Below are 17630 nucleotides of genomic sequence, written 5' to 3'. Positions count from 1 at the left end.
GTTTGATGGCAGCTATAAAGCAGAGCTATCTCTAGGGATACTCTATCGTGGCAATGCTTACAATAGTGTAGAAGATCTAGGTGAAGTGCTTGCACAAAAATCAAGCTTTGAAATGCCAGATTTCTATGCCAAAATCAAAGGAATGTATTATCATATGAATGCCCTTACTATGCCCTATTTAGATACACAGACAATCCACCACCCTGAAGCAAATAATTTCGTGCTTATGCTTGAGTTTGGTATAGGGCTTAATGCGCCGTTTAATTAAGAGATATTAGAAGATGAAAAGCTTTTGTGGATTTTTTTGGCTTTTTGTCATTCTGTGCTCTTATATGAGTGCAAAGGCTATCAATGTCGATGAAATACTGACAAAAAGTAGGCAATTTAAGCTTATTACATCATTTTCTTATATCAATCTTGCTCGCAAGGATTCTTACCTAGGCTCCATAGGGGCGCAGCTGCCAGATGGCACACATATAACCTTGCCCTATGTCGGTGCGCAAAGCACAAATCAAGATCATCTAAATTTTTCTTTATATATGCGTTATGGTATTTATAGGCGTGTGGAAGTATTTAGCACAATTAATGCCTTTTGGCAGCATAGTGGTGTAAATGATACGATTAGCAGTAGATATATAGCAAGTAGTCGCGGAGATTTTGGACTATGGAATCTAGGAGTGCTAATACAAGCTAAAAAAGAGGGTAAATATCCAGCACTTTTGCTTGGTGGAAGCGTGGATTTACTAGAGCAGATGTATTTCACTACTACGCATAAGACATTAGAGTATGCTAAGGGATATTCGTTTTTCGCGACAAGTTTTTTTACCATAGATCCTGTGGTGTTTCTTCTCCAAGCGAACTTTCGCTTAAATCTTAAAAAAGAATCGCAAGGATTATCACTAGATAGCGGAGAATCTTTCATACTTAATCCCATGGTGTATTTCGCTGTGAATCCTTATGTGTCGCTAAATGCAGGGATAAAATATCAATATAGAAGTAGTGATAATGTCAATGGCACTACATTAGCTCCACTTGGATCATCTCTAGGCTACACGATTGGTATTGGTTATGAGATCAAGCCCAAGCTTATCCTTTTTGCAAGTGCGGATTTTCTGCCTACAAGTCAATATACTAGTAATTCTCTATCGCTAATGCTTTCTTATAGAATTTAGGACTACAAATGTTGCGCGTAGGACTGCTAGCTTTTTTGCATTCTATTGCTTTTAGTGCGCAAATTTATAACGAGCCAGTAGAATTTACAAATCCTACACAATCGTGGCTTGAGCTACGCGATGAGAATCTTACAAGGCAGAAGTATGATTACAGCTGTGGCGCGGCTTCACTCTCAACGATTTTGACTTATTATTATAATGTAAATCAAGCAGATGAATTTAGCATTTTAGAATCCATATTATTAGGCAAAGGAATTGATATTAACAAACAAGAGCATAGTATAGAGCAACTACGAAAAAAGGTGTCTATATCTTTTTATGATTTAGGAGAGTATGCTAAAACGCGTGGATTTACACCCATAGGCTTGGCACTTGATATGAAGAATCTAGCAAAGCTGCAAATCCCTGTCATTGTGCATATTAATGTGCGTGAAGTGGAGCATTTTAGTGTATTTAAGGGGATGGATAGCGACTTTGTCTATCTTGCAGACCCAAGCTTTGGCAACATAAAAATAAGCCACAAAAAATTCCAAGAGATGTTTTATCAGCGTGAAGATGCAAAATATCCGGGTAGGATTCTTGCTTTTGTCCCCAAAGATAGAGCTAAAATAGAGCCAAATCAAGTATTTATGCATTTAGATAATAGCTTGTCTATGGTGTATGAAATAATACTAGATAGGCATTTATAGCGGCTAGAACACTAGCATTTCGCGCTTAATTTTATTGAGCTTATCGATTTGCTCTTTTAGTGCATCGACTTGCTCGTTGATTTGCTCTAGCACCGCCATTTTTAGCTCTTCTGGCATATCCATAGAGCCGCGTTTGATCATTATATAATCTACGAAACTAATTTTCCCCATACCAAGCAGGATTTGGATTTCATCGCGGATTTCTTCGATTCTAATGATTATTTCATTGATTTTTTCAAACATTTTTACTCCTTATGGTGTGATACCTTCGCTAAGAAGAGTATGGATATGCAAAACTCCTAGAATCTGCTTTTTAGAATCTGTGATAACAAGTAGTTGGATTTTGTTTGCTTCTATGATTTTTAGGGCTTCTTTGGCTAGGAGATTTGGATTCTGGCAGGTTTTTGGATTCTGTGTAGCGTAGGTGATTGCATTAGCATTGATGTCAAAATCACTTCTCATCATAGCCCGCCGCAAGTCTCCATCGCTTAGCACTGCTATAAGCGTGTTATCTTCGGCGATGAGTGCGCTTCCAAGCCTCTTTTGCGTCATTATGATGATGGCATCTTTTAGTGGTGTTTGCGGGGAGATTATAGGGAGATTGTCTCTTTGCATAAGATCTGTGATTTTGACAAAAAGCTCTTTTCCCAAGCTTCCACCCGGATGCAGTGCACCAAAGTCGTATTTGCTAAAATTTCTTGCTTGTATGAGACAGGCTGCTAGGGCATCGCCTATGGCTAGTGTGAGTGTTGTCGAGCTCATTGGGGCAGCTTGTATGGGGCAGGCTTCTTGCTCTATGGCAATGGGTAGGAAATAATCCCCAAGCTTACTTAACGCAGAATCTGGAGCTTTGCTCATTGTGATAATACTGCTTGCAAGTCGTTTTAGATGAGGCATAATGGCTAGGATCTCGCTGCTCTCTCCGCTATAACTTATGGCTAGGATTATGTCATTTTCTCCTATCATTCCAAGATCACCGTGTAGAGCTTCGGTGGGATGGAGAAAGAAGCTTGGCGTGCCTGTGCTAGCAAGTGTAGCGGCGATTTTACTGCCAATATGCCCACTTTTCCCTACACCACAGACAATAAGCTTGCCACCTTTATCTGTAGCTTTAATGATAGATTCTACAATGGGAGTCCAAGTAATGTGCGCACATTTTTGGGCTGTGTTTTGTAGTTCTTTTGCTTCTAGAAGTAAAATTTCGCGTGCAATTTGTGTGTATTGAGCAGAATCTAAACTAGATTCTGTTGTGTTTTTTGTAGGGCTCATATTCTTGCCTAAGCAGTGAAAATATGGAGCAAAATCGCAGGATATTTTTTAAGCTTTTTGAAGAGTAATTTTCTTGTGAGATTTCGTATTTCTCCTTCTAAAAGCTTTTTATTGCTAATCACCTCTGACTTTATTGTGCGGATAGACATTTCAAGCGCACCTTGGAGCTCTTTTTGTAGCTCATCTTGCTCTTTTTGGTTTGCTATGCCTATCATTTCTATTTCTAAGGAGCGAATTTTCTGCTCATTTTGCGAGATGAAAGCGACCATACTTACAAGCCCAGCATCTGCTAGATCTTGGCGATCTTTGATCGTGCTAGAATCCACTTCTTTGCACGCTTGATTATCGATAAAGACTTTACCGGATTTGACATTGCCAACTTTGCGCATATAACTTGGATTGACCTCAATTTGATCACCATCTTCCATAAGTAAGATATTTTTCTCTAACACACCGCATTTAATAGCAGTATCTTTGTGCTTAGCAACATGATTATATTCTCCATGGATAGGGAGAAAGAACTTAGGCTTAATAAGTCGTAGCATAAGCTTTTGCTCTTCTTGTGCGGCGTGCCCACTAACATGGATTTCGCTAAAGTCTTGGTAAGCTACGCTTGCTCCTGCTTTCATTAAGAAATTTAGCACCGCTGATACGGAGCCTTCATTCCCCGGGATTGCTTTGGCAGAGAGTATGATTAAATCGCTGGCTTTGATTTTGACATGTCTATGCTCATCTGTCGCCATACGATATAGCGCGCTCATTGTCTCACCTTGTGAGCCTGTAGTAACGATTAGAATCTCATTTTCAGGGTATTTTTCTACTTCGTGCGCTTCGATAAAAATGGAGTTTGGCAAATCGATATAGCCTAATTCTCGTGCTATGTCGATATTTTTTTCCATCGATCGACCGATAACACAAACTTTACGCCCATATTTGATCCCATAGGTGATAGCCTGATAAACGCGGTGGATATTGGAGCTAAAAGTGCTCATTATCACGCGTCCATGTGCGCTTTTAAAAAGTGAGTCAAATGTCGGTCCAACGACAGCTTCACTTTGTGTGCAGCCACTTTTATGTGAGTTTGTAGAATCACTAAGTAGTAGCATAACGCCTTGCTCCCCATAATGTGCTAGGCGGTGCAAATCTGTGGGGAGATTATCAATGGGTGTGTGATCAATTTTAAAGTCTCCTGTGTGGAAGATAATACCAGCTTCTGTTTTAATCGCAAGTGCAGAAGAGTCAATGATAGAGTGTGTGATATGTATCCACTCTATTTCAAATTCTCCAATTTGCACAGGCTCACGCTTTTGAATGACTTTTAGCATAGGGCGGAACTTCTTTAGCCCGTGTTCGTCAAATTTCGCTCCAATCATTCCAAGCGCTAGGGGTGTGCCATAGAGAGAAAACTGCAATTCTTTAAAGAGATAGGGCACTGCACCTATATGATCTTCGTGTGCGTGGGTAATGATAACGCCAGCGATTTTATCTTTTATCGTGTGTAGATAAGTAAAATCTGGGATCAAAATATCCACGCCGTGCATATTTTCCTCCGGGAAACTCATACCTACATCGATGATAATGGCGGATTTTTCTGTCTCCATTACCATCATATTACCTCCAATCTCCCCTAGCCCACCAAGTGGCGTGATACGCACGCTGGCTTTTGTGTTGAGATTGAGCTTATTGTGAGGGTTTAGGCTGTTCTTTTGGATTCTAGTATTTGTTTCTACACCTTTTTTTAAATCTTTGTGGAATGCAAGATTACCACGCTCATTTGCTCCTTGCACTTCTCTTGCGCCATTTTGATTCTCGTGCCTATTGCGATTGGGCCACTGGCGTTTGGGCTGCTCGCTTTGAGAATTGTCCTTTTGATAAGGCTCTGGCTCGCAATTATGTGGCTCTTTTGGTCGGTAACCTTTTTTAAATCGATTGTTGAAAAACCGCCTTTTTGACTGTTGTCCTCCATCTTGTTGGTTTGGTTTGTTGTTTGGCTCATTCATAGACAATCCTTTAGTGTGTTGTAAATATGGTGATACTTTTGTGTGCTGATTTGATGAGGTCGCGCATTTGGATTGATGGACTCTTGTGCGAAAATCTTATCTAATAAGTCTTTTTTCTCAATTTTTTGAAAAATTGGTAAAAGATTATTATAAAGCTTTTTGCGAGGAGAGCTGAAAGCTACTTTTAGCATCGATTCAAAGTCACTTTCAATATGGGTAAAGTCTTTAAACTTTTTATGTGTAAAAACTGATGAAGTAACTTTAGGTGCAGGTTCAAAACTCTCTTTGCTAACATCAAAAAATAGTGTCGTCTCTCCTGCACTTTGTGCGATTACGCTTAGTGCGCAAAAATCACTTGATAAGTTATCTGCACAGAATTTCAAGGCGACCTCTTTTTGTGTCATCACGACAAAACCTTCGCATAGTGGATCGTGCAAGAGATTCAGCACGACACGAGTGGCGATATTATAAGGGAGATTAGAGACAAGGATATAAGGCTCGCTAGCAAGCCAGCCCTGTTTAGATTCTACTCTACTTTTTTTGTCATCACTTGTTATGCGGAGAGTTTGCTTCACTATTTCCTTTGATAAGCTGGAGTTAGAATCTATACTAAAAGGGATAGAAAGTACATCACAATTCACCAAAGAAAAAGGGTATGCAAACTTGCGTGATGAAAACTTCTGCAAAACAAAAGAACACAGATCAGCATCAATTTCATAAGTCGTAAGACTAGAAAGAGATAAAAGCCGCTCTGATAAATCACCCAAGCCAACACCGATTTCTATAAGTTTTTGACCTTGTAGTAGTTCGGCACTCACTTGGACAATCTTCTCCAAAATAAAAGGATCTTTTAAAAAATTTTGTCCAAAGCATTTTTTCGCTCGCATTGCTAGCTCGCATTGCAAATATAAATATTATTAGGGTGTATTGTATCCTTTTTTATTAACTATTGTTAAAGAATTATTGGGATTTATAAAAATTTATCGCCGTTTGTATTATACTTGCCTGTTTTAATTATGCGTTTATGAAGGAGTATGTGGGATGGCAAATCATCTTGCAAAAAGAATTATTCCGTGTTTGGATATAAAAGATGGGCAGGTTGTAAAAGGGGTAAATTTTGTTGGTTTGAAAAGTGTGGGGGATCCTGTTGAATTAGCTAGATTTTATAATGATTCTTTAGCGGATGAGCTTGTGATTTTAGACATTACAGCATCATTTGAGCATCGTCAAATTATCGTTGAACTCATTCATGAAATTGCAAAGGAAGTATATATACCTTTGACAATTGGAGGCGGAATAAAAACTCTAGATGATATGTATATGCTTTTAGATGCTGGTGCGGATAAGATTAGTATTAATTCTGCAGCAATTGCAGATCCAAATTTAATTGAACAAGCGGCAAAAAGATTTGGCTCGCAATGTGTGGTGGTGGCTATTGATGTGCGCAGTGCGGGTGCGGGATATGAAGTTTATATCAAAGGTGGAAGAGAGCGCACAGGAGTATTGCTTGCTGATTGGGCAAGGATATGTAGGGATAAAGGTGCTGGGGAGTTTTTATTAACAAGTATGGATACAGATGGCACAAAGAGTGGATATGATATTGCTGCATTACAAATTTTACGAGAAGTGAGTGATTTACCAATAATTGCTTCTGGTGGTGCTGGGAAAATAGAGCATTTAGGGGAGATTTTTTCTCTTGATGTTGCAGATGCAGCATTGGCAGCGAGTATTTTTCATAATAATGAAATTAGCATTGTTGATGCTAAACATTATCTTAGAGATTGTGGTATATCAGTTCGATTGTAGGAAGTTGTGATGATAGTATGTGCAGGCAGGAGCGAAATTATTTCTTATGCTGTACCTATTGGTGTGGGATTAATAGAAGCGAGTATGGGACTTATGAGACTTTGTTTGCGAGAATATGTGGAGAAGCTAGTATTTGTCGGCTCTGCTGGAGCATACTGCTATGAAATACCATTGTTATCTTTATGTGTGAGTACTCGTGCGGCACAGATAGAATCCAGCTTTATTTTCAGAAGTAGTTATACACCGCTAGATAATTATATAGAGAGTAATGTTTCACAAGAAACATTACAAGCAAAAGCTCGTTGCTTGCGGGATGTTATAGTAAATTCTTCCAATTATATTACGATGGACTCTAGGATTTGTGCTGCGATGTGTGGAGTGGGTATTATGGTGGAGAATATGGAATTTTTTTCGCTTTTGCGTGTTGCGCAGGATTTTAATATCCCTGCTTATGGAGTGTTTTGTATCACAAATTATTGTGATACAAATGCGCAAAAAGATTTTATAGCAAACCACACCGTTGCCAAACAAAAGCTGGAAGCCTTTATACAGCAAGGGAATATTTTATGAACTTAGTACAAGTACAAGAGTGTGGTAAGATAGATTCTGGTTTATTGGAAGCGGATGGTTTGAAGAATATTTATGGACTCTCTCTCACAGAGTTGCAGGAAATCTGTAAAAAACCTTATCAAGCAAAGCAACTCTACCATTGGCTCTATGTCTGCTATGAAAAAAACTTTGCTAAGATGAGTAATCTCCCAAAAGATTTTAGAGAGATGTTGCAGCTACGATACAGCACACAGAATCTCAACCTAATCACACAAGAAGTAAGCTGTGATGGCACGAGAAAATATTTATTTCAAACTAGAGATAATCATACATTTGAAAGTGTTTTTATCAAAATGCGAGATAAAAAATATGATGAAAATGGCAAAATCATTCAAGGGGAGAAATATACATTTTGCATTTCTAGTCAAATTGGCTGCAAGGTAGGCTGTGCCTTTTGCTCTACTGCAAAGGGTGGGTTCGTGCGAGATTTGACAAGTGGAGAGATAGTCGAGCAGGTGCTTAATCTTAAAAAGGACAATAATTTAGCTCCAGAAAAAAGAGTCAATATTGTTTATATGGGTATGGGGGAACCACTGAATAATTTTGACAATCTTATGCACGCGATTAGGATTTTATCTACACTTGAAGGGCTTTCTATCTCGCCAAAACGGCAAACAATTTCCACAAGTGGTATTAGTCCGAAGATTTATGATCTAGGCAAGCAGAATCTAGGTGTCCAGCTTGCCATATCACTCCACGCTGTAGATGATACTCTACGCTCAAAGCTTATCCCTATGAATAAAACTTACAATATCCAAAGTGTTATCGATGCAGTTCGTGCTTTTCCTATTGATACGAGAAAACGCGTGATGTTTGAATATCTTGTTATAAAAGATATAAATGATGATCTTGCTAGTGCGAAAAAACTACTAAAATTACTTGATGGAATAAAGGCTAAGGTTAATCTTATTTTGTTTAATCCGCATAGTGGCACGAAATTTCAGCGGCCGGAAGAAGATAAAGTCAAAGCTTTTGCAGATTTTCTTACAAGTAAAGGCTTATTTACAACTATACGAGAATCTAAAGGTATTGATATTTCGGCTGCTTGCGGACAACTACGAGAAAAGACAAAACAAAGTGTTTCATATGAAACATAAATTATAAATCAATAAAGGAGATAAAATGGATATATTAGAATGGATATTGTTGGTATTTTTAGCAATATTTGCTATCGGTAGCATCGCTGGATATGTTTTATTTGTTAAAAATGAAAAGAAAAAATAGGGGTATATAATGCTTGTTCATATTTGTTGTTCAGTAGATAGTCATTATTTTTTAAGTGAATTGCAAAAAGTTTATCCGAAAGAAAGCTTTGTGGGATTTTTTTATAATCCAAATATTCATCCAAAAGCGGAGCATGATCTACGACTAAGTGATGTTCGCAGAAGTTGTAAGATATTGAAAATCCCGCTCATTGAAGGTGATTATGAGCTAGAGAATTGGTTTTATTCAGTAAGAGGGAGAGAAGATGAGCCAGAAAAAGGTGCTAGATGTAATATCTGTTTTGATGTTCGTTTAGAAAAAAGCGCACAAATTGCCAAGCTTCTTGGAGAGCGAACATTCACCACTACACTACTATCAAGTCCTATGAAAGAGCAGGAGACTCTCTACCAGCAAGGTGATGCAATTGCGCAACGCAATGGACTCGATTTTATTAAAATTAATGTCCGTAAAAATGGTGGTGTGCAGAAGCAAAATGAGCTTGCCAAAAGAGATAATCTCTATCGTCAAAACTATTGTGGATGTCAGTTTGCGCTATCCAAGCAACGAACGAAACAAAATCGTCTAAGTCTTGAGATGATAAGCGAACTAGGTGGCAGAGCATTACCCGGAAGTATAGAAGAGCGACAAAATTTTTTTGCGTTAAGAAATACACTAGAATCTGCTGGTAAAAGCTATATGCTCACACAAAAAAAGCTTCGTGTGTGGCGACTTTTACAAGGAAAAGTTTCATATAATGAAAAAGTGATATATAGCTACATTTTAGCTCATTCAGACTCTAGGGCAACTAAAAATATGACCATTATTTGGGGAAATGTCACTTTAGAGTCCTTGCTGGATTCTCACCACATAATGGCACAAAACAATTTCAAAAATATGTTTACTATAACACCTAAAGCTGCTATATGGATAGGATTTTCTAAAAAAGACGATAGCGTGTTTCTCTGTCTAAAAGATTTCAATGCACTACTTAATACGCATTATGAGCAAGTTCTTGATTTACTATACAATCCTATTGACTATGAATTAGAATTGTTTGTGCGGAGCTTGCTCTGTGGTAGCGAGAGTATCAACCCTATAATTATCGTTGATGAGATTAGTGAGAATCTAACTATAGACATTAAGTCAGTTTTCCAAGATGAAAGGCTATTTCAAACGATAGCTTTATTATAAAACTCAGCTAGATAATTTATATCAGCATAAAAGCATTGCCAAATTAAAGAAAATTTTTGAAAATATTGTGTATAATCGGCGCAATTTTGCTGATTTTACGCGCACGCGCATATCGTCAAATACTATAGATTCTAAGGTCAAGGTTTCCTAAATGATGGATGTTAATCATATTAAGAAGATTCTCCCACATCGCTATCCTTTGTTGCTTGTGGACAGAGTTACAGAACTTGTCTGCAATACCGATGATACCATTCCTAATGGTTATATCAAAGCATACAAGAATGTTACGATCAATGAAGAAATATTTTTAGGACATTTTCCTAGTAAGCCTGTGTATCCGGGGGTTATGATTATCGAGGGTATGGCGCAAGCTGGTGGTGTTCTAGCATTTGTGAGTATGTTTGGTGATGATGTCCGTGCAGCAGAAGATAAGATTGTATATTTTATGACCATTGATAAGGTGAAGTTCCGTGTCCCCGTGGTCCCGGGTGACCGCTTGGAATACCATCTATCTGTTTTGAGACATAAGGGCGCGGTATGGTCGCTTGAAGCAAAGGCATTTGTCGATGGTAAGCTTGTGTGTGAAGCGGAGCTAAAAGCAATGGTTGCAGATAGTCAAGAGACGCAAGGCTAGTAATGGCAAGTAACATAGCGAGAACAGCCATTATCCATAAAGGTGCGCAGATAGCTGATGGCGTGGAAATCGGCGATTTTTGTGTCATTGGAGAATCTGTAAAGATTGATTCTGGTTGCAAGCTTTATAATGGTGTTACCATATTGGGAAACACAACCGTAGGTGCACGCACAACGATTTTTCCCTATGCTGTGCTTGGAACAATTCCGCAGGATTTGAAATATGCTGGCGAAGAAGTTGAACTTATCATAGGTGCAGATAATCTTATCCGTGAGCATTGTATGTTTAATCCGGGAACGCAGGGTGGCATAGGAAAAACAATCATAGGGGACCATAATCTTTTTATGGCATATGTGCATATAGCCCACGATTGTGTGATTGGCAACCATTGTATTCTTGCAAATAATGCTACTCTTGGTGGGCATATTGTGCTTGGTGATTATGTCAATATCGGTGGTATGACCCCCGTGCATCAGTTTGTCAAAATTGGTGATGGGGCAATGATTGCTGGAGCAAGTGCGCTCTCTCAAGATGTCCCACCATTTTGTATGGCAGAGGGCAATCGTGCTGTGATTAGGGGGCTTAACAAATACAGAATGCGCAAGCTATTTACAAGCGAAGAAATTGATATTATCAGCTCTTTTTATAAAGAACTCTTTGCTGCAACTTCTATGCGTGATTATGCTCAAAGTGTTTTAGATTCTAGTGTGAAGCTAGAATCTATCGCAAACATTTGTCGCTTTGTTCTTGAGTCATCAAGAGGTATTCCGATCCGAAAAGGAAAAGAATGAAAAAGTATTGTGATTTTTGTGGCAAAGAAATAGAGAACACCTACTTCGAGGGAAATCAATGTGGGAAGATTTGTCCTTCGTGCATTGGTGGCTTATACAAGAAGTTACGACAATCGGGCGTGGATATGGAGAGCGTGCCGAGTACTTCTAGGGGGTCTTTAGCTGATGAGTCGCACACATCTATCGATATTCCCACACCAAGAGAGATGAAGGCTAAGCTTGATGAGTATGTTGTAGGGCAAGAAGAGGCTAAAAAGGTGTTTTCTGTGGCTGTGTATAATCACTACAAGCGCATAACAAGCAATACAGCAGACACAAGCGATGATATAGAAATCACAAAATCAAATATCTTGCTGATAGGTCCTACTGGTAGTGGTAAGACACTTATGGCACAAACTTTGGCGCGATTTTTAGATGTGCCAATTGCTATTTCTGATGCAACAAGTCTTACAGAGGCTGGCTATGTAGGGGAAGATGTAGAAAATATTCTTACAAGGCTTTATCAGGCAGCTGGGAATGATGAGAAAAAAGCACAGATGGGGATCGTATTTATCGATGAAATTGATAAAATTTCTAGGCTCTCAGAAAACCGCTCCATTACGCGTGATGTCTCTGGAGAGGGCGTGCAACAGGCGTTGCTAAAGATTATTGAGGGCAGTATAGTTAATATCCCTCCAAAGGGTGGCAGAAAGCACCCAAATCAAGAGTTTATACAAATTGATACGACAAATATTCTGTTCATTTGTGGCGGAGCATTCGATGGATTGGGGGATATTATCAAGCGTAGAATGGGTAGCAATGTGCTAGGGTTTGGACAGGTGCAAAAAACAAAGAGTGAGCAAGATGATGTTTTGCATCTCGTAGAGCCAGATGATTTGGTAAGTTATGGACTTATACCAGAGCTTATAGGGAGACTACATATCATAGCGACTTTACAACCTATTACTAAAGATGCTATGGTCGATATTCTCACCAAGCCTAAAAACTCTCTAGTCAAACAATACACTAAACTGTTTGCATTAGATGATGTTGTGCTAGAGTTCGAGCAAGAGGCTATTGAGAAGATTGCTGAACTAGCTATCGCTAGGAATACGGGTGCGCGTGGTTTGCGTGCAATCATTGAGAGCTTTGCTACAGATATTATGTTTGATTTGCCTACAATGTGTCATTGTAAGATCATAATCACTAAGGATTGTGTAGAGCATAAACAAAAGCCCATTATTATCAAGCCTAAGAAATCAAAAGAATCACCTAAAACACAAGGAGCGTAAAGTGTTGTTAAATAAGCTTATTGGTATGTTTTCGCATGATATTGCGATTGATTTGGGGACGGCAAATACAATTGTTTTGCTAAAAGGTCAGGGGATTATTATTAATGAGCCTTCGATCGTAGCAGTGCGAGTGGATCGATATGATAGAGATGGGGAGATTCTAGCAGTCGGGCACGAAGCTAAGGAAATGGTTGGGAAAACTCCAAGTGGTATCCAAGCTATTCGTCCGATGAAAGATGGCGTGATCGCAGATTTTGATGTAACAGAAAAAATGATTCGCTATTTTATTGAAAAAGCTCATAATCGTAAATCACTTATTCGCCCTCGTATTATGGTGTGTGTGCCTTACGGGCTCACAGGTGTTGAGCGCAAAGCTGTGAAGGAATCTGCTATGAGCGCAGGTGCCAGGGAAGTTTATCTTATAGAAGAGCCAATGGCAGCAGCCATTGGTGCAGGATTACCTATTAAAGAACCACAGGGGAGCTTGATTGTTGATATTGGTGGTGGGACGACAGAGATAGGTGTTATTTCTCTTGGTGGGCTTGTTATATCCAAGTCTATTCGCGTAGCAGGAGATAAGCTTGATATGGCAATTGTCAATTATGTACGCAAGCATTATAATCTCTTAATAGGTGAGCGTGCGGGAGAGGAAATCAAAATAAAAATCGGTGCGGCAGCACCTTTGGATACCCCACTTTCTATGCAGATTAAGGGACGCGATCAGGTGAGCGGGCTACTAAATACCATTGAACTTACAAGTGAAGATATACGAGAAGCGATAAAAGATCAACTACGAGAAATTAGTAGCGCGGTGAAAAGTGTCATAGAAGCTGTTCCTGCAGATTTGGCGGGTGATTTGGTAGAAAATGGCTTGACACTTACCGGTGGTGGCGCGCTTATTAGAGGGCTTGATAGGTATTTGTCTGATACTGTGAAACTTCCTGTATTTATAGGGGATGAGCCATTATTGGCTGTGGGAAAAGGCACAGGAAAAGCTATAGAAGAGCTCGATATATTGCACAATACTAGTCGTTACGAATAATGCGCTATCAATCCTTGACGATTGTTGTTGTGCTAGTGGCGGTTTTGTTTATCGCCATAGATTCTAGCAGTTTTTTACAGAGATATATTGGGTTAGTTGGGGATAGTGTAAAGATTTTTATCCTTAATATAAAAGATGGTATCACACTTTCTTATAACAAATACATTACCCAAGCAAAGACCATTGAGTATTATGAAGAGAAGCTAAAGAATTACGAAAGACTTGAGCTTGAGCTTGAACACACACAAAACGAACTTGATGCGCTTTCTGTTTTTGACACACAGCAAGCTTTTGCTAATGATACGAGATTTTTTCCCGCGCGTGCGTATTCTTATGTGAGCATGGGGGATTCTAACCGCGTGTGGATACACTTTGATGTCAGTAATTATCCAGAAGATAGGATATTTGGACTTGTGCAAGACAATAAGGCATTAGGCATTGCAGTTATTTATGACAATAAACTAATGGGGCTTTTAAATGGAGAGAGAAAAAGTAGTTATAGTGTCTTTATAGGTGATGAGAAAATTCCTGCAATAGTGCATTCCAGCGAGATAGATTATCGGTATATCACTGCAGACTTTATCCCATCTTGGAAAAAGGTCAATATCGGTGATCAGGTAGTAACAAGCGGACTTGATGGGATTTTTATTGAGGGGATTTCCGTGGGTGAAGTGGTGGGAGTGAATCGCGACTTTGGCTATATTTCTGCGGAGATTAAGCCCTATGCACAGCGTTCAAGGCTTGGGTATTTGTGGTTGATTGATACGGCTTTTCCTGTGCAGTCAAGCGCCCCGCAATCATTACTAGTCCCATAGATAGATAATGACAGAAACTCCACATCTTAGATTCCTAGACTTGATAGAAAATGCTCATACGAAACAAGAGCTTCGCGCACTTTTATTAAGTGTAGTTTCATATTTGCTAAAAACCGAGCCTTTAGAACGCGCTGATATTGTCTCATATCAACTTATTTATGAGAGATTGTTTGAGAGCTTTCGCACGAAGATTTTGGGGATTTTTGAGCAAGGGGACATACTTGATTGTGTGTTTTTGTATCTTGCATTTATTGCGCCAAGCACTCTTGAAGCCGATGAGAGATTCACTCCGTTTATAGAATCTGCGCAAAAACTTTTAGAGACACAGCTTAGCCAAGAAGAGCATATTATGCTTATAGAGTTGGGTGCAATTGCTAGAGTGCTAGCAAACCCATCAAGCCAGAATCTAAGTTTTTTTAATATAAATATTGATAAATACCATAAAGTAGATGAAAAAAGTTTAGATGGGGTGATGTTTTTTCTCTCGCGTATTGTATGTGTTTCTATTGATGGCATATCGGCTGGACGCTGTGGAGAATTTTTGCTTGAGCTTTTTTCCATAGCAGATGTTGGGTTTGCGTATGTAAAGCCAGCAGTTGAGAGCGCATATATGCAAGCCCAAGTAAGCCTACAAGCACCACTTTTAGTGCGCAATATTTGTAATTGGCAGCTACATATTTTGTGGAATGCAAAAAATCTCTTCAATAATCGCGAATGGCTATGTCTGTATCCTGTGTGGCGGGAGCAATTTTATACCGCACTAAAGCAAGTAGCACAGGCATTGCGTGGTATTGATGATAGTGCTGATGTGCCCCCTACCCTTGCGCAGTGGCTGGATCTTGCTTTGTATATGCAGTTTTTTATCTACCACATTTGTGGCAATAGCTTTAGCAAGCAAGAGCAGTGGCAGGGGTTTAATACCGAGATTTCTCAATACGCTACCCCTATTTATAGGGAATTTGCTACAAAATTTTTGCCCAATTTGCCTAGGCTAGATTCTACAAGTACGAGTAGCAAATGTCGCAAAATCATTGGAATTTTACGGGATAGATTTGTAGAAAACTCTCCTTTCAAGGTCGAATATAGCTTGATAAAAAATCTCCTTGCAAATGCGGAGTTCAAGCAAAACTATGAAATTAAAATCTATTGTATGAGTCTTGTAGAAAAGTCAGAAAATGATCCAGAAGTTATCGCTAAGTTTGCTGTCCTTGGTATAGAAACTGTCGATATGGGACTTAGTTTTAATAAAGCTGGGTTCTACAACTCTCACTTACAAAAAGCCTTAGCATTGCGCGAGATTATGCATAAAGATGGCGTGGCTATGCTCATTAGTCCAAATAATGGCTATGGGATCAGTGATTTCTTGCTTGCAAGTAGGTGTGCTAGGGTGCAGGTATTTTGGACGCACGGGAATTTTGTCTATGATATTAGCGAGATTGATGCACGCTTAACACATATTTGCAACAATCAAAAGTATATCATACATAATGGCTTTGGCTTCTGTGGAGTTCCAGTGCAAATGGATAGGGGCTTTTATAATCCCAATGTCCCGCAGGAGCTAGTTACCAATACGCGCGCTTGCTATGTGGATCCTAGTATGAAGCAGCCTTTGTATCTCTTTGGTGTGATTGGACGCCTAGTAAAGATTGATTCTCTGTCGTATTTGGAAGCAGTTTGCACTCTACTTGAGAATAATAGTAACTGGAGGTTTTTAGCTTGTGGACTTGGTAATGAAAGGGAAATTAAGCAAAAAATCTCACAAATAAACCCACAACTACTTTCGCGCTTTTTCTTTAGTGGTTATGTTGATAGCGCAGTGTATGGGCATATTTTGGACTTTTGGGCAGATAGCTTTCCTATGGAGCAAGGTGAGAGTAGAATTGAGTATGTGGCAAAGGGGCGTGGGCTTGCGCTACGCTATTACACTATCTCAGCAAAAGAGTTAGGATCTATTTTAGGAGAGCAACTTGCTAGCACGCAAGAGATAATAGAGATGATTATTGATGAGTGCAAATGTGTGAAAAATAGCGATACAAAGGTGGGGCAACTAGAATCTATAAAGCTAGATTCTACTATGGAGCTAGTACACGCGTTAGATTCTGGGCTTTTTAGCGATTTTGCTAGCTATAGGGAGCTTGCTTTGGGGTTTGCTAGGGAGACTAGCGCATTTAGCGTGGCGGAGTATGTGGAAAAAGCCACGCATATTATGCGCTTATGTGAGATAGATTCTAGTGAGTATAAAAGAAAAGTAGCGATACAATCAATCCTACACGCGATGAGTAGTGAGATAAAGGCACAGCTTGGCGTGCGGTATTTTTTAGAGTTTGCCAAGGAGCGTTTTATAGTGTAACTGTGGTTCCCGGCAAAGTGACGAGAAGTGAAGATTTAGCTGATAGCAAAGTGCCCTTTTGGATTTGGACGCTTTGGTCTAAGTCAGATGAGCTAATTAGATGGTGATGATAAAAACCTTTGTTATATGCCAAGCATTTTAGGCAAGGGGCAGTAGCACGAGATAAGCCCAAGCAAAGTACGACAAAGCTTCATAAACTAGGCAAAAATGACTTTATTTTCCCACTCTCACTAACAATGATTATATTCCTAAATGCAAAGCAGATTAAAGGCGCAGAGTGTATGGGGAAAGCAATGGGGTTTGCTAGAGAGATTAAGCCTATCAGTGCGTTTGTCCAAAATCTATGATCAGATCCCTACCCAAAGGCGACCCACTTATGCGTTTCAATAGGGCTTATGCTGATGATCTGGTGTTTTTCACACCGCCTAAGGAGATCAAAGTATGGCAGGAGTAAGGGCTAGCATAGCTTTGGGAGTGTAGTTACGCAAAATGGCATAAAGATGGTGGCAGAGTGCAGTGTAGCAGTGCCAACAGGGACAGGAGGAGACCTATAAGATATCTCCTAGAGAGTTGCTTGCCCAAATGCAAGCAGTTTGACACCGCTTGGAAATATATCTTTTTCAAATCAGGTGATTTTATCTCTACTTTTAACTCAAATGAGTAAAGCTCTATTTTTGGGTAATTGAATGTATGGATAAACTCTAATATCTCTCTTTAGCATTTGCTTTCTTTAAAGTCTTGGATACTAAATTTAACGCCCACAATATCAGGGTGAATCCACCCATTTA

The 17630-nt window shown here is 39.3% G+C and carries 18 protein-coding genes; 14 read left to right on the top strand and 4 right to left on the bottom strand.

From position 1 onward, the window contains the following. From IKB69_RS07865 to IKB69_RS07855, 3 genes are all read left to right on the top strand, one after another. Nucleotides 1–268, top strand: a 268-nt coding sequence (locus IKB69_RS07865; RefSeq protein ID WP_290948093.1) for a hypothetical protein, incomplete at its 5' end; no start/stop codon positions are given. Between the two features lie 13 nt (nucleotides 269–281). Beyond that, a complete protein-coding gene (locus IKB69_RS07860) occupies nucleotides 282–1172 on the top strand; it encodes a hypothetical protein (protein WP_290948091.1) in 891 nt (296 codons plus the stop codon). An 8-nt stretch (nucleotides 1173–1180) separates the two neighbouring features. Beyond that, complete coding sequence (locus IKB69_RS07855; RefSeq protein WP_290948089.1) at nucleotides 1181–1861, top strand: cysteine peptidase family C39 domain-containing protein; 681 nt, start codon at nucleotides 1181–1183, stop codon at nucleotides 1859–1861. Between the two features lie 3 nt (nucleotides 1862–1864). Here IKB69_RS07855 and IKB69_RS07850 read toward each other — a convergent pair whose 3' ends face one another. Genes IKB69_RS07850 through rsmA form a run of 4 tightly spaced genes read right to left on the bottom strand, consistent with a single transcriptional unit; the run spans nucleotide 1865 to nucleotide 6017 of the window. Further along, the gene (locus tag IKB69_RS07850) at nucleotides 1865–2104 is read right to left on the bottom strand and encodes a DUF2443 family protein (RefSeq protein ID WP_023929689.1); all 240 of its coding nucleotides are present in this window, start codon (nucleotides 2102–2104) and stop codon (nucleotides 1865–1867) included. A gap of 9 nt (nucleotides 2105–2113) precedes the next feature. Then, nucleotides 2114–3130, bottom strand: a complete 1017-nt coding sequence (locus IKB69_RS07845) for a KpsF/GutQ family sugar-phosphate isomerase (RefSeq protein ID WP_290948085.1) — start codon at nucleotides 3128–3130, stop codon at nucleotides 2114–2116. 8 nt (nucleotides 3131–3138) lie between these two features. After that, nucleotides 3139–5130 carry a ribonuclease J gene (locus IKB69_RS07840; RefSeq protein WP_290948083.1) on the bottom strand — a complete coding sequence of 664 codons (1992 nt, stop codon included), beginning with the start codon at nucleotides 5128–5130 and terminating at the stop codon, nucleotides 3139–3141. Next, a complete protein-coding gene (gene rsmA, locus IKB69_RS07835; RefSeq protein WP_290948080.1) occupies nucleotides 5127–6017 on the bottom strand; it encodes a 16S rRNA (adenine(1518)-N(6)/adenine(1519)-N(6))-dimethyltransferase RsmA in 891 nt (296 codons plus the stop codon). The genes IKB69_RS07840 and rsmA overlap by 4 nt, the downstream gene beginning before the upstream one ends. A gap of 154 nt (nucleotides 6018–6171) precedes the next feature. Here rsmA and hisF point away from each other — a divergent pair, with 154 nt between their 5' ends. From hisF to IKB69_RS07780, 11 genes are all read left to right on the top strand, one after another. Next, a complete protein-coding gene (gene hisF, locus IKB69_RS07830; RefSeq protein ID WP_290948078.1) occupies nucleotides 6172–6936 on the top strand; it encodes an imidazole glycerol phosphate synthase subunit HisF in 765 nt (254 codons plus the stop codon). Between the two features lie 9 nt (nucleotides 6937–6945). Then, complete coding sequence (locus IKB69_RS07825) at nucleotides 6946–7506, top strand: purine-nucleoside phosphorylase (protein WP_290948076.1); 561 nt, start codon at nucleotides 6946–6948, stop codon at nucleotides 7504–7506. Then, nucleotides 7503–8642, top strand: a complete 1140-nt coding sequence (rlmN, locus tag IKB69_RS07820; protein WP_290948074.1) for a 23S rRNA (adenine(2503)-C(2))-methyltransferase RlmN — start codon at nucleotides 7503–7505, stop codon at nucleotides 8640–8642. Before IKB69_RS07825 ends, rlmN begins: the two co-directional genes overlap by 4 nt. A 136-nt stretch (nucleotides 8643–8778) precedes the next feature. Further along, entirely contained in the window at nucleotides 8779–9939 is a 1161-nt protein-coding gene (locus tag IKB69_RS07815) for an epoxyqueuosine reductase QueH (protein WP_290948072.1), read from the top strand. A gap of 151 nt (nucleotides 9940–10090) precedes the next feature. Continuing rightward, nucleotides 10091–10573, top strand: a complete 483-nt coding sequence (gene fabZ, locus IKB69_RS07810) for a 3-hydroxyacyl-ACP dehydratase FabZ (protein WP_290948070.1) — start codon at nucleotides 10091–10093, stop codon at nucleotides 10571–10573. A 2-nt stretch (nucleotides 10574–10575) separates the two neighbouring features. Continuing rightward, nucleotides 10576–11364 (top strand): acyl-ACP--UDP-N-acetylglucosamine O-acyltransferase, encoded by a 789-nt coding sequence (lpxA, locus tag IKB69_RS07805; RefSeq protein ID WP_290948068.1) that lies wholly within the window; start codon nucleotides 10576–10578, stop codon nucleotides 11362–11364. Then, nucleotides 11361–12635 (top strand): ATP-dependent protease ATP-binding subunit ClpX, encoded by a 1275-nt coding sequence (gene clpX / locus IKB69_RS07800; protein WP_290948066.1) that lies wholly within the window; start codon nucleotides 11361–11363, stop codon nucleotides 12633–12635. The genes lpxA and clpX overlap by 4 nt, the downstream gene beginning before the upstream one ends. Nucleotide 12636: 1 nt before the next feature. Beyond that, nucleotides 12637–13677, top strand: coding sequence for a rod shape-determining protein (locus IKB69_RS07795; RefSeq protein ID WP_290948064.1), 1041 nt, complete (start codon nucleotides 12637–12639; stop codon nucleotides 13675–13677). Continuing rightward, complete coding sequence (gene mreC, locus IKB69_RS07790; protein ID WP_290948062.1) at nucleotides 13677–14492, top strand: rod shape-determining protein MreC; 816 nt, start codon at nucleotides 13677–13679, stop codon at nucleotides 14490–14492. Before IKB69_RS07795 ends, mreC begins: the two co-directional genes overlap by 1 nt. 7 nt (nucleotides 14493–14499) lie before the next feature. Continuing rightward, the gene (locus IKB69_RS07785) at nucleotides 14500–16842 is read left to right on the top strand and encodes a hypothetical protein (RefSeq protein ID WP_290948059.1); all 2343 of its coding nucleotides are present in this window, start codon (nucleotides 14500–14502) and stop codon (nucleotides 16840–16842) included. 119 nt (nucleotides 16843–16961) lie between these two features. After that, on the top strand, nucleotides 16962–17189 hold the full coding sequence (locus IKB69_RS07780; protein WP_290948057.1) for a hypothetical protein: 228 nt from the start codon (nucleotides 16962–16964) through the stop codon (nucleotides 17187–17189). Nucleotides 17190–17630 lie beyond the last annotated feature (441 nt).

Origin of the sequence: Helicobacter sp. (assembly GCF_017502485.1) — a bacterium.
In the GTDB taxonomy this organism is placed as follows: Bacteria; Campylobacterota; Campylobacteria; order Campylobacterales; family Helicobacteraceae; genus Helicobacter_B.
Note: the sequence above shows the minus strand (reverse complement) of the source record. Positions and strands in the feature narration are given on the sequence as shown.

Coding starts and splice junctions, on each gene's coding strand:
- IKB69_RS07860 (WP_290948091.1), top strand. CDS start 282: ATGAAAAGCTTTTGTGGATTTTTTTGGCTTTTTGTCATTCTGTGCTCT.
- IKB69_RS07855 (WP_290948089.1), top strand. CDS start 1,181: ATGTTGCGCGTAGGACTGCTAGCTTTTTTGCATTCTATTGCTTTTAGT.
- IKB69_RS07850 (WP_023929689.1), bottom strand. CDS start 2,104: ATGTTTGAAAAAATCAATGAAATAATCATTAGAATCGAAGAAATCCGC.
- IKB69_RS07845 (WP_290948085.1), bottom strand. CDS start 3,130: ATGAGCCCTACAAAAAACACAACAGAATCTAGTTTAGATTCTGCTCAA.
- IKB69_RS07840 (WP_290948083.1), bottom strand. CDS start 5,130: ATGAATGAGCCAAACAACAAACCAAACCAACAAGATGGAGGACAACAG.
- rsmA (WP_290948080.1), bottom strand. CDS start 6,017: ATGCGAGCGAAAAAATGCTTTGGACAAAATTTTTTAAAAGATCCTTTT.
- hisF (WP_290948078.1), top strand. CDS start 6,172: ATGGCAAATCATCTTGCAAAAAGAATTATTCCGTGTTTGGATATAAAA.
- IKB69_RS07825 (WP_290948076.1), top strand. CDS start 6,946: ATGATAGTATGTGCAGGCAGGAGCGAAATTATTTCTTATGCTGTACCT.
- rlmN (WP_290948074.1), top strand. CDS start 7,503: ATGAACTTAGTACAAGTACAAGAGTGTGGTAAGATAGATTCTGGTTTA.
- IKB69_RS07815 (WP_290948072.1), top strand. CDS start 8,779: ATGCTTGTTCATATTTGTTGTTCAGTAGATAGTCATTATTTTTTAAGT.
- fabZ (WP_290948070.1), top strand. CDS start 10,091: ATGATGGATGTTAATCATATTAAGAAGATTCTCCCACATCGCTATCCT.
- lpxA (WP_290948068.1), top strand. CDS start 10,576: ATGGCAAGTAACATAGCGAGAACAGCCATTATCCATAAAGGTGCGCAG.
- clpX (WP_290948066.1), top strand. CDS start 11,361: ATGAAAAAGTATTGTGATTTTTGTGGCAAAGAAATAGAGAACACCTAC.
- mreC (WP_290948062.1), top strand. CDS start 13,677: ATGCGCTATCAATCCTTGACGATTGTTGTTGTGCTAGTGGCGGTTTTG.
- IKB69_RS07785 (WP_290948059.1), top strand. CDS start 14,500: ATGACAGAAACTCCACATCTTAGATTCCTAGACTTGATAGAAAATGCT.